At 46.0% G+C, this 23,341-nt stretch carries 24 protein-coding genes; 15 read left to right on the top strand and 9 right to left on the bottom strand.

Annotation, left to right across the window (positions count from 1 at the left end; genetic code table 11):
- Window positions 1–62 precede the first annotated feature (62 nt).
- Window positions 63–533 (bottom strand): hypothetical protein, encoded by a 471-nt coding sequence (locus HQ865_RS14715; protein WP_173415617.1) that lies wholly within the window; start codon window positions 531–533, stop codon window positions 63–65.
- Window positions 534–799: 266 nt separating this feature from the next.
- Between HQ865_RS14715 and ggt the strand changes: the two genes are divergently transcribed.
- A complete protein-coding gene (gene ggt / locus HQ865_RS14710) occupies window positions 800–2,515 on the top strand; it encodes a gamma-glutamyltransferase (RefSeq protein WP_173415616.1) in 1,716 nt (571 codons plus the stop codon).
- A 166-nt stretch (window positions 2,516–2,681) separates the two neighbouring features.
- Here the strand turns inward: ggt and HQ865_RS14705 are convergent, their stop codons facing one another.
- Window positions 2,682–3,119: a hypothetical protein gene (locus HQ865_RS14705; RefSeq protein ID WP_173415615.1), complete on the bottom strand. Its 438-nt coding sequence runs from the start codon at window positions 3,117–3,119 to the stop codon at window positions 2,682–2,684.
- Window positions 3,120–3,445: 326 nt separating this feature from the next.
- Here HQ865_RS14705 and pgi point away from each other — a divergent pair, with 326 nt between their 5' ends.
- From pgi to HQ865_RS14690, 3 genes are all read left to right on the top strand, one after another.
- Window positions 3,446–5,092, top strand: a complete 1,647-nt coding sequence (gene pgi / locus HQ865_RS14700; protein WP_202020391.1) for a glucose-6-phosphate isomerase — start codon at window positions 3,446–3,448, stop codon at window positions 5,090–5,092.
- Window positions 5,093–5,675: 583 nt separating this feature from the next.
- Window positions 5,676–6,113 (top strand): IS200/IS605 family transposase, encoded by a 438-nt coding sequence (gene tnpA, locus HQ865_RS14695; protein ID WP_173415614.1) that lies wholly within the window; start codon window positions 5,676–5,678, stop codon window positions 6,111–6,113.
- Entirely contained in the window at window positions 6,113–6,592 is a 480-nt protein-coding gene (locus HQ865_RS14690) for a GyrI-like domain-containing protein (RefSeq protein WP_173415613.1), read from the top strand. Before tnpA ends, HQ865_RS14690 begins: the two co-directional genes overlap by 1 nt.
- On the opposite strand, the gene HQ865_RS14685 is transcribed toward HQ865_RS14690, so the two are convergent.
- Genes HQ865_RS14685 through HQ865_RS14675 form a run of 3 tightly spaced genes read right to left on the bottom strand, consistent with a single transcriptional unit; the run spans window position 6,593 to window position 9,708 of the window.
- On the bottom strand, window positions 6,593–6,805 hold the full coding sequence (locus HQ865_RS14685) for a hypervirulence associated TUDOR domain-containing protein (RefSeq protein WP_173415612.1): 213 nt from the start codon (window positions 6,803–6,805) through the stop codon (window positions 6,593–6,595).
- A 52-nt stretch (window positions 6,806–6,857) separates the two neighbouring features.
- The gene (locus HQ865_RS14680) at window positions 6,858–9,248 is read right to left on the bottom strand and encodes a hypothetical protein (RefSeq protein WP_173415611.1); all 2,391 of its coding nucleotides are present in this window, start codon (window positions 9,246–9,248) and stop codon (window positions 6,858–6,860) included.
- 40 nt (window positions 9,249–9,288) lie between these two features.
- Window positions 9,289–9,708 (bottom strand): hypothetical protein, encoded by a 420-nt coding sequence (locus HQ865_RS14675; protein ID WP_173415610.1) that lies wholly within the window; start codon window positions 9,706–9,708, stop codon window positions 9,289–9,291.
- 175 nt (window positions 9,709–9,883) lie between these two features.
- Here HQ865_RS14675 and HQ865_RS14670 point away from each other — a divergent pair, with 175 nt between their 5' ends.
- Window positions 9,884–10,438: a hypothetical protein gene (locus tag HQ865_RS14670; RefSeq protein ID WP_173415609.1), complete on the top strand. Its 555-nt coding sequence runs from the start codon at window positions 9,884–9,886 to the stop codon at window positions 10,436–10,438.
- 5 nt (window positions 10,439–10,443) lie between these two features.
- On the opposite strand, the gene surE is transcribed toward HQ865_RS14670, so the two are convergent.
- The gene (gene surE / locus HQ865_RS14665) at window positions 10,444–11,217 is read right to left on the bottom strand and encodes a 5'/3'-nucleotidase SurE (RefSeq protein WP_173415608.1); all 774 of its coding nucleotides are present in this window, start codon (window positions 11,215–11,217) and stop codon (window positions 10,444–10,446) included.
- Between the two features lie 30 nt (window positions 11,218–11,247).
- Between surE and HQ865_RS14660 the strand changes: the two genes are divergently transcribed.
- A complete protein-coding gene (locus HQ865_RS14660; RefSeq protein WP_173415607.1) occupies window positions 11,248–11,814 on the top strand; it encodes a Uma2 family endonuclease in 567 nt (188 codons plus the stop codon).
- Window positions 11,815–11,897: 83 nt separating this feature from the next.
- On the opposite strand, the gene HQ865_RS14655 is transcribed toward HQ865_RS14660, so the two are convergent.
- Window positions 11,898–12,758 carry a transglutaminase-like domain-containing protein gene (locus tag HQ865_RS14655; RefSeq protein WP_173415606.1) on the bottom strand — a complete coding sequence of 287 codons (861 nt, stop codon included), beginning with the start codon at window positions 12,756–12,758 and terminating at the stop codon, window positions 11,898–11,900.
- 36 nt (window positions 12,759–12,794) lie between these two features.
- Here HQ865_RS14655 and HQ865_RS14650 point away from each other — a divergent pair, with 36 nt between their 5' ends.
- The gene (locus HQ865_RS14650) at window positions 12,795–13,580 is read left to right on the top strand and encodes an O-methyltransferase (RefSeq protein ID WP_173415605.1); all 786 of its coding nucleotides are present in this window, start codon (window positions 12,795–12,797) and stop codon (window positions 13,578–13,580) included.
- Window positions 13,581–13,592: 12 nt separating this feature from the next.
- Window positions 13,593–14,150, top strand: coding sequence for a hypothetical protein (locus HQ865_RS14645; RefSeq protein WP_173415604.1), 558 nt, complete (start codon window positions 13,593–13,595; stop codon window positions 14,148–14,150).
- Window positions 14,151–14,229: 79 nt separating this feature from the next.
- Here HQ865_RS14645 and HQ865_RS14640 read toward each other — a convergent pair whose 3' ends face one another.
- Complete coding sequence (locus HQ865_RS14640) at window positions 14,230–15,369, bottom strand: BamA/TamA family outer membrane protein (RefSeq protein ID WP_173415603.1); 1,140 nt, start codon at window positions 15,367–15,369, stop codon at window positions 14,230–14,232.
- A gap of 235 nt (window positions 15,370–15,604) precedes the next feature.
- Between HQ865_RS14640 and HQ865_RS14635 the strand changes: the two genes are divergently transcribed.
- Window positions 15,605–16,585, top strand: coding sequence for a deoxyhypusine synthase family protein (locus HQ865_RS14635; RefSeq protein WP_173415602.1), 981 nt, complete (start codon window positions 15,605–15,607; stop codon window positions 16,583–16,585).
- A 335-nt stretch (window positions 16,586–16,920) separates the two neighbouring features.
- The gene (locus HQ865_RS14630; RefSeq protein WP_173415601.1) at window positions 16,921–17,922 is read left to right on the top strand and encodes an aldose epimerase family protein; all 1,002 of its coding nucleotides are present in this window, start codon (window positions 16,921–16,923) and stop codon (window positions 17,920–17,922) included.
- A gap of 104 nt (window positions 17,923–18,026) precedes the next feature.
- Here HQ865_RS14630 and HQ865_RS14625 read toward each other — a convergent pair whose 3' ends face one another.
- Window positions 18,027–18,227, bottom strand: coding sequence for a hypothetical protein (locus tag HQ865_RS14625; protein WP_173415600.1), 201 nt, complete (start codon window positions 18,225–18,227; stop codon window positions 18,027–18,029).
- 451 nt (window positions 18,228–18,678) lie between these two features.
- Between HQ865_RS14625 and HQ865_RS14620 the strand changes: the two genes are divergently transcribed.
- From HQ865_RS14620 to HQ865_RS14600, 5 genes are all read left to right on the top strand, one after another.
- Window positions 18,679–19,578 (top strand): hypothetical protein, encoded by a 900-nt coding sequence (locus HQ865_RS14620; RefSeq protein ID WP_173415599.1) that lies wholly within the window; start codon window positions 18,679–18,681, stop codon window positions 19,576–19,578.
- 133 nt (window positions 19,579–19,711) lie between these two features.
- Complete coding sequence (locus tag HQ865_RS14615; RefSeq protein ID WP_173415598.1) at window positions 19,712–20,077, top strand: glycoside hydrolase; 366 nt, start codon at window positions 19,712–19,714, stop codon at window positions 20,075–20,077.
- A gap of 157 nt (window positions 20,078–20,234) precedes the next feature.
- On the top strand, window positions 20,235–20,939 hold the full coding sequence (gene truB, locus HQ865_RS14610) for a tRNA pseudouridine(55) synthase TruB (protein WP_173415597.1): 705 nt from the start codon (window positions 20,235–20,237) through the stop codon (window positions 20,937–20,939).
- 84 nt (window positions 20,940–21,023) lie between these two features.
- On the top strand, window positions 21,024–21,956 hold the full coding sequence (locus HQ865_RS14605; RefSeq protein ID WP_173415596.1) for a bifunctional riboflavin kinase/FAD synthetase: 933 nt from the start codon (window positions 21,024–21,026) through the stop codon (window positions 21,954–21,956).
- Between the two features lie 189 nt (window positions 21,957–22,145).
- Window positions 22,146–23,180, top strand: coding sequence for a DUF2157 domain-containing protein (locus tag HQ865_RS14600; protein WP_173415595.1), 1,035 nt, complete (start codon window positions 22,146–22,148; stop codon window positions 23,178–23,180).
- Window positions 23,181–23,341: the final 161 nt, after the last annotated feature.

Below are 23,341 nucleotides of genomic sequence, written 5' to 3'. Positions count from 1 at the left end.
TCTTTGTGGACTTTGTGCAAACCTTAGGGACCTTTGTGGCTAAATCTTAAGCTAATTAGTCCCTATTTAAAAATATACTTCAACCCAATGCCCGGCGAAAGATCGAAATATGGCCCGTGCCCAAATTCCAGTCGCGGGTTCAGATCAAGGCTGATGCCGATGGGGGAATCGGGGATGATGTATTCAGCCCCCACAACACCATCAGCGCCCAGCAGCAGCGTATGGTTAAATTTGGGGTTAGTGTTATCGCCTACAGCACCGATATGCGCGCCGAAGCCATAGTAAAGTTTCAGTTTGTCAACTTCGAACAGTGGCAGGTGGCGTTCCCACAAACCGGTAAACACCGCGCCATGATTACGCAAGCCAATAACGGCCTCGATGGCATCGGTTTTATCAATAAAATATTTCCCCGATGGGCCATACTCGTAAGCGAATTTCAACCCGGCTGCCACCTGGTAATCCTGCGCTTTCGATCGCTTGCTGAACAGTAAAAATGAAGTTAAGAAGAATAATAGTATCGTGCTTTTTTTCATGGTAAAGTAGGGTATGTAAATAATACTTCTGATGCCATTAACGTATTTTTTGATGTTTTATGGTGTTATGACAGCAAATAGCGCTTGATAGTTTAACCACAAAGGCCACAAAGAGAGAAACCACAAAGATCACAAAGTGCTTTTGTTGCTATCAATGGGCAACAGATACTTCTCTTTATTAAGATAATTTCTCTTTGTGCCCTTTGTGCAAACCTTTGTGTACTTTGTGGTTAATTTCTAAATTAGTCAACCAAATTATATCCCACATGCAACACCTTATTCCCCGCAAGTATTGTTTTATAGCTGGTATGCTTTTGCTGGCCGGTATTGTTTTACCCGGCTGCGTGCGCGGCCAGTTAGGTCGCGATAGTAGCGACCAGTACTATAACGGCATGGTGGTGTGTGCTTATCCGGATGCGGCGAAGGTAGGCGTGGAGATACTAAAGAAAGGCGGTAACGCGGTAGACGCGGCTGTGGCTGTACAATTTGCACTGGCGGTAACCTTACCCGAGGCTGGTAATATTGGCGGCGGCGGTTTTATGGTATACCGATCGGGCAGGGGGCAAACCAATACGCTCGATTTCAGGGAAAAGGCACCGGCCACGGCCAGCGCCAATATGTACCTTGATTCGGCAGGGAACGTGATACCGGGCATGAGTTTAAGCACCCACCAGGCATCGGGTGTGCCGGGAAGCGTGGATGGCATGATACAAGCCCACAAAAAATACGGCAAGCTAAAATGGGCTGACCTGGTGGAACCCGCCATCCGCCTGGCACGCGATGGTTTTAAGGTAACAAAGCGCCTGGCCGACGACCTGAACCGCAACGCGGCCGATTTCCAAAAGCGTAACCCCGGTAAAAAATATTTCCTGAAAGATACCAAATGGCAGGAGGGCGATCTGCTGGTGCAGGACGACCTGGCCAATACGCTTGAACTGATAAAAGATAAAGGCCGGGATGGATTTTACGCCGGCAAGGTGGCCGATATGTTAATAGCCGAAATGCAAACCGGCAAAGGCATGATCACCAAAGAAGATTTGAAGAACTATCATTCCGTTTGGCGCAAACCAATTGTGGGGATGTATAAGGATTATAAGATCATTACCATGCCGCCCCCATCAAGCGGGGGGATAGCGCTGCTGCAATTGCTGCATTCGGTTGAGAAATATCCGTTAAGTAAATGGGGTTTTAATAAGGACTCGACCGTTCAGGTGATCGTAGAAGCAGAGCGCCGGGTATATGCCGACCGCTCTAAATACCTGGGCGATCCCGATTTTTACAAGGTACCGGTTGATAGTTTGCTGAGGCCAGCCTATATCGATTCGAGAATGAAAAGTTTCGATTGGGCCGCGGCAACTCCGAGCAGCAGCATACAGGCCGGCAGCTTTGTTGGTTACGAAAGCGACCAAACTACCCACTATTCTATTGTCGACAGGGAGGGCAACGCCGTATCCATCACTACTACACTGAATGGCTCATTCGGGTCGAAAATAGTGGTAGCTGGCGCCGGCTTTCTATTGAATAATGAGATGGACGATTTTAGTTCGAAGCAAGGTGTGCCCAATATGTACGGCCTGGTGGGCGGTAAGGCTAATAGCATACAGCCGGGTAAACGGATGTTGTCATCAATGACACCCACCATTGTTGAAAAAGGCGGCAAACTATTTATGGTGGTAGGCACGCCGGGCGGATCGACCATTATCACATCAGTTTTCCAAACTATCCTGAATGTGATAGAATTTAATAAGAGTATGCAGAGTGCCGTATCGGCCAAACGTTTTCATCACCAATGGCTGCCCGATGTGGTAAACACCGAAAAGGATGCGTTGGATAGCCTTACTATTGATAAGCTCACCAAAAAAGGTTATAAGATAAACCCTGGCGCCGGCATTGGTCGCGTAGATGCCATTTTAGTAACCAAGTGGGGCTACTACCAGGGCGGCGCTGATCCAAGGGGGGATGATACGAAGATGGGATGGTAGTTAACTCCATTCCGTCATTCTGAGCGCCAGCGAAGAATCCCCGGTATGCAGAATGGTCATGTATAGCCTGGGATTCTTCGCTACCGCTCAGAATGACGGTACCGGTGACAAAAAAAGCCCTGCAAAAAAATGCAGGGCCCTTATAAAGAGTTAATATGGGGGCTAATTAAGCGGCCATCATATCCTTAACCAGCAAACTAATGTCTGCACGGTTACCGTTAAGGTTTGATAGCATATTGTCCGGCGCGAACTCCTGTTCTTCGCCGCTTTTTGATTGTTGCACCAATTGCTGTAACACGGGCGGTATCAGCATTGCCGATACATTGCGGGCCGCCTCTGGCTCGATACCGTAAAACTTATTCAGTTTATTGGCAAAGCGGTTTACCATGCTTGTAATTAATGCCGTACTGTAAACACCCGAATACTTAAAAAACTTGACCAAATCATTGATCTTGCCACTCTCCATCTGGTTTTTAAAAACCTCGATGATAGAACTTGAAGCTTCAATGATCACTGCATCACGATCTTTAGCGGCAATTACCGGATTGTTAATAACGGCCGTCCCGGCGTTATTTTTAACAAGTAAAAACAGTTTTTCAAACATGGCTTAACGTTTTTTAATGGTGATTGACAAAATGATGACAAAAGCATCATTTATTTATCAATACAACAAATGTAGCAATTATAAATTTTAATAATCAAAATATATTTAAAAATTCTTTAGGAATTTGTCAATTTTAATGGTGTATTGTTGACACTAACTTAGTGTGTTGACATTACACAGAGAAACGGTGTTAGCCAGACACTTAGCTGCATGTGTAGCAAATACACAAATTTGGGCGGGTTTACAGCAAAGCAATGTCAGATTTTTAAAAACATTAATACCGGTTTAAGCATTAATTGGTTAGTTTTGACGTAAATACTTCAATTATGCTGCCAAACATCGATTTTACTACCACCAACGCGTACAAATACCTTACGGATCACTTTATAGATATAGCTGCCATTGATCTGAAGGCTTTATTTAAATCTGATAATGAACGATTTACAAAGTTTTCGACCCGCTTTGAGGATATCCTTGTAGATTACTCGAAAAACCGTGTTACCGACGAGACTGTTGCTTTGTTGATACAGCTGGCCCGTGAGTGTAGGCTAAAAGATGCAGTGGGCGCGATGTTCAGCGGCGAAAAGATCAACGTTACCGAGGGCCGCCAGGTGCTGCATACCGCCCTGCGTAACCAAAGTAATACCCCCGTTTTAGCCGATGGAAAAGACGTGATGCCCGAAGTGAACGCGGTATTACAACAGATGAAAACCTTTAGCGAGGCCGTGATTAGCGGCGAGTGGAAGGGCTTCACCGGTAAGCAAATTACCGATGTGGTCAATATCGGCATCGGCGGCTCAGACTTAGGCCCGGTGATGGTGACCGAAGCGCTGAAGCCTTACAAAACCCGCCTTAACCTGCACTTTGTATCTAACGTGGATGGCACCCACATTGCCGAGACTTTAAAGGGCCTCGACCCGGAAACCACGATGTTCCTGATTGCCAGCAAAACCTTCACCACGCAGGAAACCATGGCCAACGCCCACAGCGCGCGCGATTGGTTCCTGGCTGCCGGTGCTAAAGAGGCTGATGTGGCCAAGCACTTCGCGGCTTTATCCACTAATTCAAAAGCGGTTGAGGCTTTTGGTATCGATACCGCCAACATGTTTGTGTTTTGGGATTGGGTAGGCGGCCGCTATTCGTTATGGAGCGCCATCGGCTTATCTATTGCCTTAAGCATTGGTTTTGATAATTTTGAGGAATTGCTGAGTGGCGCCCATGCTATGGATAACCATTTCCGCGCTACCGAGTTTGAGCAAAACATCCCGGTGATACTGGCCTTATTGGGTATCTGGTATAATAACTTCTTCGAAGCAGAGACCGAAGCCATTTTACCATACGACCAGTATATGCACCGTTTCGCGGCTTATTTCCAGCAGGGAGATATGGAAAGCAACGGTAAATCAACCGATCGCAATGGCAAAGCTATCGAGTATCAAACCGGTCCTATTATATGGGGAGAGCCAGGCACAAACGGCCAGCACGCATTCTACCAGTTAATACACCAGGGCACTAAACTGATCCCCTGCGATTTTATAGCCCCTGCGCAAAGCCATAACCCACTGGGCGAGCACCACCAGATGCTATTATCAAACTTCTTCGCTCAAACCGAGGCTTTAATGAACGGCAAAACCTACGATGTGGTAGTTGAAGAGTTAAAAGCCGCAGGTAAAAGCGAAGCCGAAATTGAGCAACTGGCGCCATTTAAGGTATTTGAAGGTAACCGCCCGACTAACTCCATCCTGGTTAAAAAGATCACCCCGCGTTCGTTGGGCTCGCTGATCGCTATGTACGAGCATAAGATATTTGTACAGGGCATTATCTGGAACATCTATAGCTTCGACCAATGGGGCGTTGAGTTGGGCAAGCAGTTGGCCGGTAAGATATTGCCTGAGTTGAAGGGTGATGAGGAAGTTAGCAGCCATGATGCATCTACCAATGGGTTGATCAATGCTTATAAAGGGTGGCGATAGTATAAAGAGTTTGGCTAAAGCCAGGATTTATGTTTTTGCGATCCGCTGGATAAAGCCAACGGCAATGAATTTTGCTTATCAAGGCGTTTTAGCGTGTATTCTTGTGCAAAATGCAAATCAAGCTCATTGCCGTCCAACTTATGGGATGGACAGAGATATAAAAGGAAGCTGGCTTTAGCCGGAATAGCTGAGTTTGGCTAAAGCCAGGATTTGTTTGTTTTGCAATCCGCTGGCTAAAGCCAACGGCAATGAATTTTGCTTATCAAGGTGTTTTAGCGTGTATTATTGTGCAAAATGCAAATCAAATTCATTGCCGTCCCATTTATGGGACGGACAGAGATATAAAAGGAAGCTGGCTTTAGCCGGAATAGTCGAGTTTGGTTAAAGCCAGGATTTGTTTGTTTTGCAATCCGTTGGCTAAAGCCAACGGCAATGAATTTTGCTTATCAAGGCGTTTTAGCGTGTATTCTTGTGCAAAATGCAAATCAAATTCATTGCCGTCCCATTTATGGGACGGACGTAAGCATTAAATAAATTGGCTTTAGCCAAAATAAATTATAAGGTCAACTATAACTTATCATATATGTCTTTTGTGAAAATCTGGGTTCACTTAGTGTTTGCCACGAAGAATCGTGAACCTTTATTGCAAAAGGAATTTCGATATGATGTTTACAAACATGTTTCCGAAAACTGTATAGATAAAGATATTTTTCTGCAAGCTATTAACGGATATAGCGATCATATACATTGCCTGATATCTTTAGGTAAAGACCAAAATATCTCCAAAATAAGTCAACTTATAAAAGGAGAGTCCTCCTTTTGGATCAATCAAAATAATTTGACTATCGAAAAGTTTGCCTGGCAGGATGATTACTTTGCTGTATCAGTTAGTGAATCACAGGTAAAAACTGTAATTAATTATATCAAAAATCAGGAAATACACCACTCCAAGAAATCATTTGCCGAAGAAGTAGATGAGTTTATGATGAGATATGGATGGCAAACCATAAAGGATAACTAATGCACCTCCGCACCACAACCCTCCCCGCAAAAACATTTATCGGTAAGCATTTTACCATGTCATTTGTTCAAAACAAAACTTTTGAATTGTGGCGCGGCTTTATGCCGCAGCGTAAAGAGATAAAGCATACCGTCGGTACCGAGTTGTACTCGATGGAGGTTTACCCGACCGGTTTCTTCGCCAATTTTAATCCGGCCAGCCAATTTGAAAAATGGGCGGCGGTGGAAGTTTCTGAAGTGGAAGAAATTCCTGTGGGAATGGAAATGTTGAACACTCCTGAGGGCTTATATGCCGTGTTTCTGCACACTGGTCCCGCCAGTGAGGGCGCACGCACATACGATTATATCTTTAGAGAATGGCTACCGCAATCTGAATATGAAGTTGACGACCGCCCGCATTTTGCCGTTATGGGCGAAAAATACCAGCAGGATAGCCCTGCATCCGAGGAAGAATTGTGGATCCCTATCCGAAAGAAATAATTATTTCGGCCCCTTTTTTAACTCGCTTTCTGATTTTAATACTATACTACCATCCTTTTGCTTTATCTGGTAGGCCGGGCTATCTTTTGTGGCATTCCGCTTTACATCGGCGCCTTTTATCTTTTTCTCAACCGGCTCTTTATGCGTTTTCTCTATTTTGCCTTCGGCCTGCGATGCGCCCCAGTTCCAGTGTACGGTATCTCCCTTTTTCATAGCGGTGCTGATGTTTCTTTAAAACAAACACTGGTAGCGTGAATCGGTTTCGTTATTGTTTCACTTCATAATTTAGCACTTCGCTTATTGGCGTACCATCATCTTTTATCCCCTGTACAATAATGCTGGCCGTGGTGCTGCCCGATGTATTGTAAAAACTAAATGTGGCCTTGCCATCGGCATCGGTTTTTAGGTAAGGTTGCCAATGGATGGTGGTGCGCATATCGGTTTTGGGCGGATTAGCTTCGCCCTCGTAAACCGGTTTATAAAAGGTGCGGGCCTGATAATAGCCCTGCACGTCAAGCCCCAAGTAACCGGGATTATCTATCAGCGGGTTTGCCTGTTTAGTATAGGCTGATATCAAGAAAAAAGCCCTGGAGCCCGCCACTAATTGCGTTACTTCCACACGTTTATATTTTTCAATTGGCATATTAAAATACAGTTCCTTATCAATATGGAACATGCTGCCATTTATCATTAACAGGGGCTGTGTTTTTTTGCCATCAATCATATAAGCTACACCCGGTCGGTTCGCATCATTTAATATGGCCCTCTTGTCCCGTTGCTGTAAAAACCAGGTAAGCGTTCTGTATTGATTATCCTGCGGGGTAATATTAAATATCTGCGGATCGCCCCAGGTCATCATTTTTCGCCCGTTATCTAAGGTTACTATGTTTTTGTTTGCTGTAATTTTCACCTCTTTTAAGTTAGTAACGCCTTTTAGCTGATTAGCCGTGCCGGCCTTTTTTATTAGGGCGGCAATGGCGGGTGTAACGGTATCGGGCAGGGTATCCGTCCGCTTATTGAGCACTGGTTTTACGGGCAGCGTGAAAAAGGTATCTACATAAACCGTACCCTTGCTATCGCCTTTAAGATTTATGGATGATAGCTTTACAAACTGTTTATCGTATATGGCAAGGTCGGCGAAAATGAAGTGGCCCTTAGTATCTGTACGGGTTGCAAACAACTTGGTACCCTCCAGGCCGGATGCGTACAGGGAAACATTTAAAGCCGGCATGGCCTTGTGGTTAACTTCATCCTTTACAAATCCAGATAAGCTAATGCCCTTTTCGGCTGTATGATCTATATGTATTGTTGTATCGGTGAGCCTACGCCAAATAAAATCGCGCCAACCCTGGGTAAGCAGTAGCAGATCAAGCTGTTTAAAACGGTTGGCATTGTTCGCGTCGAAATAACGGCGCGCCTGTTCAACATGGCCATGCAGTTCAGACCCCAGCATCAGGTACGACAGGATATCATCAGCCTGCTGCGGTACTGCCATGGCATCAACCACGGCTACCGAGAGGTTGGTTGCCCCGGCATCGGTATCAAACTGCACGGTAGTTTTTTCAAACGGCGCATAAACTCTTTTATCGGTGCTGATTTTTGCATAACCAAAATCCGGGTGATGAATATACACCAGCCGCTCGCAGTTGGGCTTGCCCTGAGTATCGTAAAGGGCGACCGCGACAATGCCCTCAGGCAGATCACGGCTGGAGATCTTTGCCGCGGTTTGTAGTCCCGAAGATGCCAGCGCCTGGCTGATAATAGTCTGGCCGCTATGTTTAACTGTTAAAGTATATTGTGCCGGGTCTGCCGAGGTATTGCTGATCACCACATGCAATAAGCTATCGGTTTGTTTAACCTGTAAAGCCAGTCCCTGGCTTAACACTGCGGGCAATTGCACAGGCAGTTGCTTGTTAGCCACTTTTGCAGTAGCACTGTAAGTTTGTCCTTTTGCAGGTAGAAGGGCGAATAATCCCATTCCCAGATCATCGCATTTAAAGCGGGCAATGGTATCGCCTGCGGCAGATATTACCGCTCCCGTTGCCGGTATTCCTTTGCCGTTAGCATCTTCGGCTTTTACAGCTATGAGGCTACTGATGCCTGCTATCATGGAGCCGCCCTCGGGGAAAAAGCGGACGGTAGGCAATGCCGGGGCGATTATGGGCGCAGTTTGCGGCTGACTGGCTTTCTTCTTATCTTTTTTATTTGCAGTAACCGGCGTTGCGGGTGCGGATAAATCGACTATGGTGATCTCCTTTTCGTAAATAAAGGCATCACCAAAATTCTTCATCCAGTTGGTATAGGCCCGCAGGCGGTATTTGCCGGCGGCAAGTGTGTCTGTCAGTTCAATATCGGCGTTGCCCGATCCATTGTTTAGGCGAACAAATTCGGTACTTATCACGTGCGCATCGGGGGCTATCAGGTCTACATATAAAGTGCCGCTGGTTTTTATGGGCTTATTGGTTTGCGCATTGGTTAAGTAGGCCTTAAACCAAAGTGTGTCGCCTTTTACATAGGTGTCCCTGTCGGTATGCAGGTAAATCTTTTCAAAAAACAGCTTAAAGTTTGATGGAGTAGCAGGCGTGTTTTGCGCGTTTGCGCCGATAACAACGCTGAGCATAATAAGTAATAAGGTAAGATGTTTGCGGCGTAACATAGGTATAATGGGTATATACCAAATATACAATTAGTTAAGCTTATTTTATATTCAGCGTATCAATAATGGCTGCTTTGCCGGTGCTATCGGCCTTGTAAAATTTCAGGTAGTAGGTGCCGGGTTTGGCGGCTTTGAATTTATAGGACGCGATGCTGAGGTTTTTGGCCGCTGCCGTTGTATCGGCAATATTGGTGAGCGTGAAAAGCTTCACCATGGTAGTGTCGTTAGCTACCGAATCCTGCAGGTGATGGAGTTTTAAAGTGCCATCGGTATTTTGCCATACCAGGCTAAAGGTTAATTCCTGGTCAACCAGGCCCGAAGTTGGCCCGTTTACCCCCATAATACTACCTTGTACCACCTTGCTTTCGGTTGCCTTGGCTATATCATCGTCCTTTTTGCAGCTTGTGGCAAAAGCAGCTACAATAAACGTAAATGTTAGATATAGTAGGTGTTTCCTCATTTATAAAATTAGCAGGTTCGGTAAGTGCTGCCGGTTTTGTTTCAAGATATGATAAAGATACCGGTATTTATTTCAATAATACGTCAGTAATTGGTAAATAGTTTGTTGCGGGCTTAATATTTTATTTAAATGTAATTTAGTATTTTGGGCAAACAACAAAACCAGCATACCCGATATGAAAAAAGTACTTATAATGGCATTTATCGTCTTGTTTGCCATCGCCGTTAAGGCACAAAAACTATCGCCTGAAATTAAGGCAGGAACCACCGTTAGCATGGACCTTGACTATCATGGCCAATCCTTAGTGCTGGGCTTAACCGTTAAAAGCCTGGGCGATGTGATCAATATCGACTGGAATGTATCGGGTACCGGCGGCACTTATGCCATGAAGGCTAAAGGATTAGAAAGCGGCACCAAATTTGGCGGTGACCAACCTGCGCCAGATGCGGTAACCGCACTTGCCGATGATGAAACCTTTATGTGCATCTCTAAAGCCGCTTACAAAACGATGGTAGATAAAAAAAGCTTTGTTTACAGTGGATTAACATACACCGTAAAAGATAACGCCGACGGCTTTAAAGTGGACGGCAAAGCCGTTGATGCCACCTTTGCCGCTACAGCCGACGGTAAAACCTCGCTTTGGATCTTAAACAACGCCAATTATCCGCTTACTTTGGGCATGAAGGGAAACCCTATCGGCATAGATTATAACGTGGTTACCTTAAAGTAATAAGGTTATACATCAAACTTCCAACTGTTTAAAACAGGGATGGCGTGATGCGCCGTCATATCAAACTGCACAGGTACTACCGACGCGTAGTGGTTATCCAAAGCCCACGAGTCGGTATCCTGCCCGTTATCGTTCAGCTGAAATACGCCGGTTAACCAATAGTAAGGGCGTTTGTAGGGGTCAACCCGTTCGTCAAACTCCTCGGCCCATTTAGCATTGGCCTGGCGGCATATTTTTATACCCTTAATGTGCGGGGTGTTGGGGAAGTTTACGTTTAAAAGCGTGCCAACGGGCAGGCCGTTCTGCAATACCTGTTGTGCTATCTCTCTTACATATTTAAGGCAATGGTTAAAATCGGCCTGCCAGGTATAATCATCCAGCGAAAAGCCGATGGAGGGGATGTGCTCGATAGCGCCTTCAACCGCTGCCGACATGGTGCCCGAATACAATACGTTGATGCCATTGTTCAGCCCATGGTTGATGCCCGATACGCACAGATCTGGCTTGTGGCCCTGGAACACACGGGTTACGGCCAGCTTCACACAATCAACCGGGGTACCCGAACAACGGTACATCTCAACGCCTTCGTACAGGTCGTCCCTGTCTAAGCGTAACGGCTTACCAATGGTAATGGCATGCCCCATACCCGATTGCGGGCTATCGGGCGCTACAACTACTACCCGGCCAAGTTCCTGCATTACGCTGATAAGGGCTTTAATGCCGGGCGCGGTAATGCCGTCGTCGTTCACTACAAGGATGGTGGGTTTGGTGCTTTTCATAATTGGTACGAAATTAGTTATATTTAACATATGCTTCTCGGCGAAAAGAAAAAGAGATACACAATTGAAGATTACATGGCATTGCCGGAGGGGGGCAATTATCAACTAATTGAAAATGATTTGGTGTTGTGGAACTCACCAGAGCCATCATCGCAAGTGGTACACCAAATCGTTTCAGGCAGAGTTTTTATCGATCTTGTTTCGTTTTTGAATCAATCAGGCAACAAGGGCATAATAATGTATGCCCCAATTGATGTCCGTTTTGACGATGGATATACTTATCAGCCTGATATAGTATATGTTTCCGAAAAGCGAAAAAAAATTATCAAAAGTAGTGAGGTTAATGGTGCGCCAGATATGATTATCGAAATATTGTCGGTATCAAGTGCATATGTTGATTTACGTGAAAAGAAGGACATCTATGAAAAGCATGGCGTTAAAGAATACATTATTATCGACCCGATAATGGAAAACGCCGAACTTTACGCGCTTGAGAATAATGTTTACCAGCTAAAGCAAAAGGCGCTAAAGCCGCAACAATTGCCATCGTTAATTATCCCGGGATTTAGTTTTGATCTGGGTAGGTTATTCAGGTAATAAATTGTAGAGACACGATACTTCGTGTCTCTTTTTGATATCCATACAGAAGACACGACGTATCGTGTCTCTACAGTTGGGTTTTACCCCATTATCTCCAGCAATTGGGTCAGCTCCTTTACCTTATCGGTAGAGCCTAAATGCTCGTACGAACTGATGAGGTTACGCAACACACGTTTAATAATTTCGCTGTTGCTGCAGGGTTCGTAAAATTGCTTTTCTGGTTTCAGGTTAAGTTGCTTCAGGAACATATCTACATCGCGCCTGCCAAAAATGAAGCCTTTGTTGAAAGCATTGATATAGAACAGGATGCCGCCTTCAAATTCGTTCACAAGGCTATCGTCTGTATAAGCCAAAATAAAATGTTGCGGCAGGTTGACGCCGTAAATAGGCACATCCAGCTTTTGAGCGATGACCGAATAGATAATAGCCAGCGAGATCTGATTGCCCTTTTTTGTTTCCAGCACCTGGCTCAGGTAGCTGTTTTGCGGGTCCTGGTGATTAGCAGTGTTGCCGCTGAAGCCGTGGATGCTGTACAACACGTGGTTAATAAGCTTTACGTGTTCGGCCGGGCTGCCATCGTATATCATTTGCAGCCAGATATCGCGCTTAATGGATTCTATCTGGTTGATGATCTTTTGCTCGTCAAGATCGGGGTATTGGTATTTATTAATGATGAGGGCCCCCTGCAGCAGATCGAACGCGCCGCCTTGCTGCCATAACTGCAATTCGGTTTTAAGCGAGTTGAATTGTATCTCGTGCACCAGGTTGGCTATACGGTCCTGCAATATCGGGTCGAAGGCCTGCCCGAAGGCGCCCTCAAGGTACTCGATAACTTCGCTGCCGTACGATTTTAGCTTATCGTGCACATGCTCAAATATCTCTGCGTCCGGGTCGTCCAGCAGGCGTATCAGTGATGCTATTTCCTTGGTATTCTCTATCATTTTTTAGCCAACCAAAAATATTAATAATTTTACCGGATGTTAAATATAAGGTTCGCGTTAGATTACTTAAAACACAAATTTACGGCCAAAACCCGGCATGGTTTGCATTCGCCTTTTGTGTACCGACTGGTTGATGAGGTAATTTACGATTTTTCTGAAAAAAAAGTATACGCCGAAATTGAAAACGCGCGAAAACGACTGCTGAATGACAATAGAACCATTACGGTGACCGATCTGGGTGCCGGATCGCACCTGAATAAAAACCGTGAAAAAGCGGTAAGTGTTATTGCCAAAAACGCCCTGAAATCTCCACGCTTAGCGCAACTCATTTACCGCCTGGTAGCCGACCTGCAACCCAGCAATATCATAGAACTGGGCACTTGCCTGGGCATCACCACCCTATATCTGCAACAAGCCGCGCCGAAAGCCAAAACATACACGCTGGAAGGCTGCCCGCAAACCGCCGCCGTAGCCGGCGAGGTATTTAAGCAGGAGGGGGCCAATACGATCGGGCAACAAGTCGGTAACTTTGACGATACCCTGCACCCGCTGATAGACAGCCTGTCCCAATTAGATTTTGTTTACGTAGACGGCAACCACCAAAAAGAAGCCACCCTGCGCTATTTTGAATGGTGCCTGCCCAAAGTGCACGAAGGTAGCCTGCTCATCTTTGACGATATTTACTGGAGCGAGGGCATGAAGGAAGCCTGGGCCGAAATAAAAGCCCACCCGCAGGTAAGCATTACCGTCGATCTGTTTTGGATAGGCTTGGTGTACTTTAGAAAAGGGAAGGAGAAGGAGGATTTTTTGATCAAGTTTTGAGAATGTGCAGATGTGCGTATATGCAAATGTGCAGATGATGGAATTTTTAGTATGATTAGAACAGCTTCGATAGTATTTCTTACTTTGTGCGCGTTTATTAGCGAAAGTGCCCCTTTGCCGTCATGGTTTACCCGCTCTTATAACGACCATAAATTAAACGCAAGCTACACCATTTTGCAAGCCAGCAAGCCAGGCATCCTTATTGCCGATCTTGACGGTGATGGAAAACAAGATATCGCGGTTCAGGTAGCAGAAAAAGTATCGGGCAAAAAAGGTGTTTTGATAATTGCCGGAAACCAACGCCATGAGATCACTTTGTTTGGGGCAGGTAAAAAGATCGCGGGGGAGGGCTTTAGCGATATTAATTGGCAAAGCGGCTGGAAGCTTCTGAAAAATTTTACCGCTAACCAAACCATTTTTAGTAAAGATGGTGACATAACAGGTGGAAAAAAGATCAGGTTAAAGTACCTTGCCATTTCGGTCTACAAGCTTGAAGATAAAGCGTTTGTTGCCGGAATAGTTATTTATTGGGATGGCAAAAGGTACATTACCATCCACGAGGGAGAATAATATCCTTTAGTAATTCTTCATCTGCATATCTGCACATTTCCGCATCTGCACATTTACTCCCTCTTTAGGGGGCCGGGGGCTAAAACGCTTCCCCAAGCGCTAAATAAAACCCGCTCTGCCTTTCCTCGCCAGGCACTTTTTGGCCAAAGCCGTAGTCAGCACGGATGGTAAGTCCCTTTTCCACATCAAAGAAGTAGCGCAGGCCGCCGCCGTAGTTCGGTTTAAGGCTGGATAGCGTGAACGATTTATTATACACCGTGCCGCCACCAGCAAAACCGGCAATACCTATGCGATCGCTCAGGCGGTAGCGTAGTTCGGCCTGGCCGGCAATCAGGTTACGGTCGCGGTAGCGGCCGTTGTAAAAGCCGCGCATCATCTCGTCGCTGCCCAGGGTAGGCAGCAGGTAAAACGGCGAACGGGCGCCGGTCAGGTTTTGGTTTTGTATATCAAAACCCAGCACCAGGCGTTTGGTGAGCAGGTTGTATTGCGATATTTCGATATTAAACAAGCCGCCTTTGTAAGTGTCGTAATCTATCCCCAGGCCCTGGTACAGGTTAAAATAGCTGGTGATCATAATTCCCCTGGTAGTGTATGTATTGTTATTGCGGGTGTCAAAAATAAATACGGGTCCGGCCAGCGCGCTGGTACCGCCTTTTTTGTCGACCACATTGGGGTTGGTATCAAAGCTGCCGCCCGGGTTTTCATTAGTGAATTTGTAATCAAAGCCGCCAAGCATAAAGCCGAGATAAACATATTTTCCAAAGCGTTTATCGGCCTCAACATTCAGCTTAAAGCGTTTTTGGCCAAGGTGATCTTTGTTGGCTTTATAGGTGTCCGGCCCGATGCCATAAAAATCGAACGGAAAGTTAATATAGCTGATGCCCGCCGTATACTTCCAGGTGTTATGCGGCGCCCAGTAAACGGTGCTCAGGCTTAGGCGGCTTTGGCCTTTGGTGGTGATGGTGCCATAACCGAAGATGTTGGATACCCGGGTATCGTTACTTAGCGTATCGGTATAAAACGAATATAATACCGAACCACCGATCTCCACGCCGGTCTCCGGCGCCGAACTTAATACCGGCAGCAGAAAGTAGCTGCTATGCTTGCTGCTATCCTTTTCAAACAGCATTTTACGTACAAATTTGGGCAACAGATTCTTTTGCGCGAACAGGGGAGTGGCCAGCAGCGCGAGGGCGATAAGGGCGATAAGTTTTTTCATGATCAGATTTGGGAACTAAGATAGGGGGATTTTGTTTGGCAAGATGGTAATTTAACCACAAAGGGCGCAAAGATTTTTCACAAAGGGCACAAAGGCTTTTGGGGATTTAAAAAAATTTGAAGGCTTAAATCAGCTAAATTTATCTCTGTGACCTTTGTGAAAAATCTTTGTGCCCTTTGTGGTTAATCTCGCCACGTAATCCTTACCTTTGCCCCTGCAAAAAATCTGAAAAAACATGAGCACTACAAGAGGACCAATTTCTCAGTTTATAGAGCGTAACTACCTGCACTTTAACGCGGCAGCTTTAATGGACGCGGCCAAAGGCTACGAAACACACCTGCTGGAAGGCGGCAAAATGATGGTGACCCTTGCCGGCGCCATGAGTACCGCCGAACTGGGCATTTCGCTGGCCGAGATGATCCGCCAGGGTAAAATAGATATCATCAGCTGCACCGGCGCTAACCTTGAAGAGGATATTATGAACCTGGTAGCACACTCGCACTACAAACGTGTGCCAAACTACCGCGACTTGAGCCCGCAGGACGAGTGGGACCTGTTAGAGAACCACTATAACCGCGTAACCGATACCTGCATCCCCGAAGAGGAAGCTTTCCGCCGCCTGCAAAAGCACATCCACAAAATATGGAAAGATGCCGATGACAATGGCGAGCGCTACTTTCCGCACGAATACATGTATAAAATATTACTGAGTGGCGAATTGGAGCAATACTACGAGATAGATCCTAAAAACTCGTGGATGCTGGCCGCTGCCGAGCGCAACCTGCCGATAGTGGTGCCGGGATGGGAAGACAGCACCATGGGTAACATCTTTGCATCGTACGTGATTAAAAACGAAATTAAAGCCACCACCATGAAAAGTGGTATCGAGTACATGGCATGGCTGGCCGACTGGTACGTGAAAAACTCGGAAGGTAAGGGCATCGGCTTCTTCCAGATCGGTGGCGGTATTGCCGGCGATTTCCCGATCTGCGTGGTACCAATGCTGTACCAGGATATGGAAATGGAAAACATTCCGTTCTGGAGCTATTTCTGCCAGATCTCGGATAGTACCACTTCATACGGCTCGTACTCGGGCGCGGTACCGAACGAAAAGATCACCTGGGGGAAGCTGGATATCGATACGCCTAAGTTTATTGTAGAAAGCGATGCTACCATTGTGGCCCCGCTGATCTTCGCCTGGATATTGAAGCAATAGTTGATTACAACAAAGTATAACGTAGAGCCAGATAATTATCTGGCTCTTTTTTTGTTTTTGCAGATCTCCGTAAAGGCACGATACTTCGTGTCTCTTTTTGATATGCATATGGGAGACACGAAGTATCGTGCCTCTACGGGAAATGGCTTTAAGGATAATTTTACAGGTGTTTATAGGTACAAGCATTAATTTTTACGTAATTTTCATCACCTGAAAAATAATAAGGCCACCCAACAGCTTTTAATAGCGCCTTTAGCTGTAAAATAATGTTCAGTGTATCCGTCGAAACCAGATAATTTATACTTTTGACGGATACCACATTTACCCGACGCGACATGCAAGCCAGATTTATCACACTTAAAAATCAATATTTACAGGTTACGCTTACCAATTATGGCGCAAGGGTTACGGGGTTGTTGGTGAACGATAAGGATGGCAACTCCGTTGATGTGGTAGCCGGGTTTGCTACGGTTGAAGATTATCTGAACGCAACTGCCCCTTATTACGGTGCTACTATTGGCCGTTTTGCCAATCGCATTGCCAATGGACAGTTTACCATAAAGGATACGGCTTACCAGTTGCCTGTAAACAACGGCCCTAATTGCCTGCACGGCGGCAGCGGTTTCCACGATAAGGTTTGGGAGATAACCGAGGCGCAAGACCAGTTCGCTGTGATGACCCTGTTTTCGCCCCATGGAGAAGATGGCTTCCCCGGCGATCTGAAGGTGAAGGTGATCTTTACCCTGATAGATAACGCCCTGCTGATAGATTATGAGGCCACTACCGACCGTGATACGGTGGTAAACCTTACCAATCATGCCTATTTTAACCTGAATGGCGAGGGGAGCGGTAGTATCCTTAACCATAGCATGCAGATAAACGCAGCAGCTTACACCCGTATTAACGAAAATTTGATCCCCGTGGGTAAGTTATCGGCTGTGGCTATGTCGCCGTTCGATTTCCGCGAACCCTATACCATTGGCGAACGTATTGAAGCCGACCATGAGCAACTAAACATTGCCCGCGGCTACGACCATAATTACGTATTAAATAAAGTAGAAGGGCAAAAGCTAATCCCGGCCGCCAAGGTAACCGGCGACCAAACCGGCATTGTAATGGAGGTACTGACCACCGAACCCGGTATGCAGTTTTACACCGGCAACTTTATGGATGGCACCAATACCTTTAAAGGCGGCAGCAAAGATGATTTCCGCACCACCTTTGCGCTGGAAACCCAGCATTTCCCCGATTCGCCCAACCAGCCCACGTTTCCGTCTACCTTGTTAAGCAGGGGCGGGATGTTTAAGTCATCAACGATGTACAGGTTTGGGGTATAATGCCCCATCGTCATGCTGAGCGATAGCGAAGCATCCCAAACCATGCAAGGACGCTCTGCTTAACGGGGATGCTTCGCTCCCGCTCAGCATGACGGGAAAATACGCTACGCAAACGCATCCTCCCGCATTTCCTCCCAATAAATAATATCTACATAAAGACTGTTTTGTATGGCAACCTGCGCTTTTATTTTATCCAGTTCGGCTTTTATCTGTCCCTCGTCAAGGATGCCGTCGAGCGCGTAATAATACAGGGTGTTGCCGGTTTCGCTGTTGATAAACCGGTAATGTTTGTTATCTGCTTTCATATTGATACACAGTTAACCTTGTGTTATAATTATAACGCCCCGCAAATAGAATTAGTTTAATACCGGGCAATAATTATAGCGTTTGTTTTGGTGCCGAAATTTTTGTATATTGTAGCAACTAATAGCCTGTACAACGTTCCTGTTGTACGATTTTTGCAAACCCGGCTTTTTTAGATAGATCTAAATCTCCAAATATAATTTGGTAAAGTAAACGTTTTGCAAACTTCAAAATAAACGTTCTTTGATATGTAAATGGATAAAAACCGCCTTAATGGCAAGTGTTTGATGTTTTGATGAGCGATTAAATATATGGCATCGTAAAACAGTTGTAAAAATACAACGCTACAAAACGAGTATTAAAAGAACTTTTTTATGATAAGATCATAGACAAAGGTTAAGAAACGGGCTTATTTAATAATAACTTCATAAACCATACGTTACCTTTGCAGTAATGATTAAACTCATCAAAAAGAAGCGGGTGTTATTACCCGCCTTTATCATATTTACGCTGATTGCCGCCTACGCGCAAAAGATCAGGCATGAAAAGGAAACGATAACCGGTTATCTTACAGGCAGTGTACTGGACGAAACTTCGGGCATCGCGGCGTCATCTGTCCACAGCAATATTTACTATATCCATAACGATAGCGGTGATACCAGCCGCTTCTTCGCCATTACGCCCGAGGGTAAGCTGAAGGCAACTTACTACTACAAGGGCGATCCATCCGAGCCCCTTGGCGCGCGCGATTGCGAGGATATTGCGGTTGGCCCCGGCCCGGATAAAAATAAAAGCTATGTTTACCTGGGCGATATCGGCGATAACAAGGCTGTGCGTAAATACTTAACCATCTACCGCTTCGAGGAACCCTCAATTACCGACAGCGTTAAACATGTAGATACCGCGCCACTGCACGTTAAGTATCCCGATGGTGCCAAAGATGCCGAAACGCTGATGGTTGACCCGGTAGAGCAACTGCTATACATTGTTTCTAAACGGAAGAACGCGGTTACTATCTATACTACACCGCTGGCTTATAAAACAGGTGATACGGTAACGCTGACCAAACGCAGCACCATCCGCTTAGGTGGCATACCGCCATTTAAATGGGTAACGGGCGGCGATATCTCCAAAGATGGCACCCAAATATTGTTGCGCAACTATAAGCACGTTTACTACTGGAAACGGCCGGAAGGCGTACCCGTTTGGCAGGCCATGACTAAAAAGCCCGAAAAGCTGTACTACAAGCAGGAAAAGCAAGGCGAAGCCATAGGTTTTACCCCCGATGGCAAAGGTTATTATACCGCCAGCGAAGGTGTGGGCGAGCCGATCTATTATTACCGGTTGCCGTAATAGAGTCGGGAAGTGGGGAAAGACCGGAAGTCCGAAAGATATTCCGGTTAGGATGCTTTTCAAAATTATCTTCCGGACTTTTCGGACTTCCGGACTTTCCGACTTTTCTTATCTTTGATAAAAAACTAAAACCATGAAAAAGAGATTGTTTTCTACCATTGCACTGGTGTGCGGCGCTTTTTTAATTTGCCTGGCCATAGCTGCCGACCTGACCGGCAAGTGGACGGGTTCAATAAAAACCCCTAATGGCGATTTTCCTGTTAAATATACCTTTAAAGTAGATGGCGAGGCATTAACCGGTACAGCCGATTCCGACCAGGGTTCTATCCCTATTACCGATGGTAAGATCAGCGGTAATAATTTTGTATTTAACCTTAATTTTAATGGTACGCCGTTAAAAAACGTAGGTAAGTTTTACGGCGATTCCATCACCATTGATGTGAATTTTCAGGGCACTAACCTGCACGGTATGCTAAAGCGTGTAGAGGAGAAGAAATAGTCTGTTGATGAAAGATATTCCGTAGCCCTGCCGCTTGCGGCGGGGTTATTTGTTTAATGGGCAAGTCGATACCCCCCCCGTAAAAACGAAAATGACTACCTTTGCCGTGAATTAAAACTGCCGTAGTTTTTACGGCAGCCGATAACATAAGCAAATTTTGAAATTAGAAGATTACGCCGCCGGGCAACTATTGCTGGTAAACAAACCCTACCGCTGGACCAGCTTTGATGTGGTTGGCAAAATACGCAACGCCTTTAAGCCCCTTAAACTAAAGGTAGGACACGCCGGCACGCTCGATCCGCTGGCTACGGGTTTACTGATCGTTTGCACCGGGAAGATGACTAAACAGATAGACAGTTTCCAGGCGCAGGAAAAGGAATATACAGGTACTTTCACGCTCGGTGCAACCACCCCAACTTACGATCTGGAAAGCGAACCGGAGCAAAAATTTGATACCGCCCACATTACAGAAGAACAGTTACATGAAGCCTGCAAGCAATTCATAGGTGATATACAGCAGTATCCACCAGCGCATTCGGCAGTGAAGATAGACGGCGAGCGCCTGTACGAAAAAGCCCGCAGGGGGGAAGAGGTGGAACTTAGGCCGCGCAATGTAACCATCACCGCGTTTGAACTGACCCGTATCGAACTGCCCGAGGTTGACTTTAGGGTGGTATGCAGCAAGGGGACTTATATCCGTTCGCTGGCCAGCGATTTTGGTAAGGCGTTGAACAACGCGGCCTACCTGTCGCGCCTGCGCCGTACCCGCAGCGGCAATTTTAAGATAGAAGACGCGCACGAGGTAATGGAATTAGTGACTTCAATTAGACAATTGAAGGAGGCTTCACCGATACAGGAATGATTTCACCGATTATCTTTGTATAAAGTTTCGGAAGTTGAACACATCGGTGAAATCATCCAAAAATCTGCGGAATCACAAAAAGTAATGAAGATCTACCATCATATTGATGAATTTAAGGCGGTAAATGGCGCGGTGGTTACCATTGGCACGTTTGATGGCGTACACCAGGGGCACCGCAAAATTATATCCAATATTATAGAACTGGCGAAAGCGTCGGGCGGCGAAAGCGTGCTGCTTACCTTTTTCCCGCATCCGCGGATGATTTTGCATCCCGAAGACCAGTCGCTGAAGCTGATCACCACGATAGCCGAGAAGGCTTCGCTATTGGAGGAGATGGGCGTAGATCACCTGATCATCACCCCGTTCTCCCGCGATTTCTCTAATCAAAGCCCGCAGGAATATATCGAAACTGTGCTGGTAAAGCAGATCGGTACCAAAAAGATCGTTATCGGGTATGATCACCGTTTTGGTAAAGACCGCAGCGGCGGCCTGGAAGACCTGCAACGCCTTGCCCCGGTTTACGGATTTGATGTGATGGAAATTCCCGAACAGGATATTAACGAGGTGGCTGTAAGTTCAACCCGTATCCGCACAGCACTGCTGCAAAGCGATATCGCGACGGCCAATACCTTTTTAGGATACCCGTTCTTCATCACCGGTAAGGTCATCCGCGGCGATCAGATCGGCCGGCAGATCGGTTATCCGACAGCAAATATCCAACCGCTGGAAACTTATAAGTTGATCCCCGGCGACGGCATTTTTGCAGTTAAGCTGGATATCGACGGCGAACAATACAAAGGCATGGCCTACATCGGCACAAGGCCAACAGTTAACGGCATCACCCGTAATATCGAAGTAAATATCTTCGATTTCGACCGCGAGATCTACAACCAAACCGTTAGGATGGAGTTTCTGCACTATATCCGGGGGGATGCGAAATTTGATTCGCTTGACGCCCTGAAAGCGCAATTAGCGCAGGATAAGTTAGATGTTTTGTCGGCTTTAGGGGCAAATTAACCACAAAGAACACAAAGACAGGAACCACAAAGTTCACAAAGAATTTTTAAGCTGATGGGTCTCTGTTAACGATGGCAGATCCTTTGTGAACTTTGTGAAAAAACTTTGTGTTCTTTGTGGTTAAATTGCCATCATCGTCCCCAACAAAATTTCAATTCACGCATTATTCTTTTATCTTCATCCCCAGCCATGAAGCAGCAACTGGATAAACAGGAAAGCGAATTTTTAAACAAAACCATCGCCCAGTGGGAAAAGGATGGCTTACTGGATGCGCCTGGTGCCGAAAAACTGCGTGAATCTATCGAAGTAAAGGGCTTCGACTGGATGCGGCTGGCCAAGTACTCGTTTTGGGTGGCGCTGTTCTGCGGTGTAGTGGCCTTTGGCTCGCTGCTGATCGATACCCGGGTGATCCTTTGGATAAAAAGCCTGTATTATACGCCTAACGTTGTAATTGCTGTTGGATCGGGCATTATAGCTGCCCTGCTTTTCTACTACGGTCGGCGGCGTGGAAAGAAGAACCCCGAAAAGATATTCAGTAACGAGGCTTTTATTTTTACGGGTATCCTGTTTACGGCCTGTAGCATTGCCTATTTCGGTAAAACCTTTGATGATGGTTCGCATCACTTTTCCATCCTGTTCCTTATATCGGTGTTTGTATATGGCTTTTTGGCCTGGCGCTTTAACTCGAGATTGATATGGCTGTTTGCGCTGATATCGCTGGGCAGTTGGTTCGGTACCGAAACCGGCTATCAAACGCATTGGACCAATTACTTTTTGGGGATGAACTACCCGCTGCGATTTGTAGGCTTTGGTTTGGTTTTGCTTGTCGCCTGCTACATCCTTAAAAACCGCAAATGGATGCAGTATTTTTGGGAATTGACCTATGTAGTAGGCTTGCTCTATTTCTTTTTAGCGCTGTGGATGCTCACCATTTTTGGCAACTACGGCGATTTGGGCCTGTGGTGGCAGGTAAAGCAGATCAGCTTGTTTTATTGGGGCATTATCTCGGCTGTGGTAGCGGCAGGATTTATGTTGTTCGGCTTAAAAACCAATGATGTCGTTGCACGCGAGTTCGGCATTACTTTTTTGATCATCTTCCTGTACACCAAATACTTCGAGTACTTTTGGAACGAGACCAATATGGCCGTATTCTTCTCTATCCTGGCCGCATCGTTTTGGCTGATTGGGCGAAAGGCGGAGAAAATCTGGAATTTGAAGAAGTAAATAAAAACAATGTCATTGAGGAGCGTAGCGGCGCGGCAATCTCATAGGCAGGTCCTCGTTGCATGTCCTATGTGATTATTAATGTATTGATTTTTCATCAAGGCATTAATGAGCTCCCGTTGGTCGGTTGTCCACGCTATCACTCGCAATGACAAACTGTT

It is taken from the genome of Mucilaginibacter mali, assembly GCF_013283875.1.
In the GTDB taxonomy this organism is placed as follows: domain Bacteria; phylum Bacteroidota; class Bacteroidia; order Sphingobacteriales; family Sphingobacteriaceae; genus Mucilaginibacter; species Mucilaginibacter mali.
Note: the sequence above shows the minus strand (reverse complement) of the source record. Positions and strands in the feature narration are given on the sequence as shown.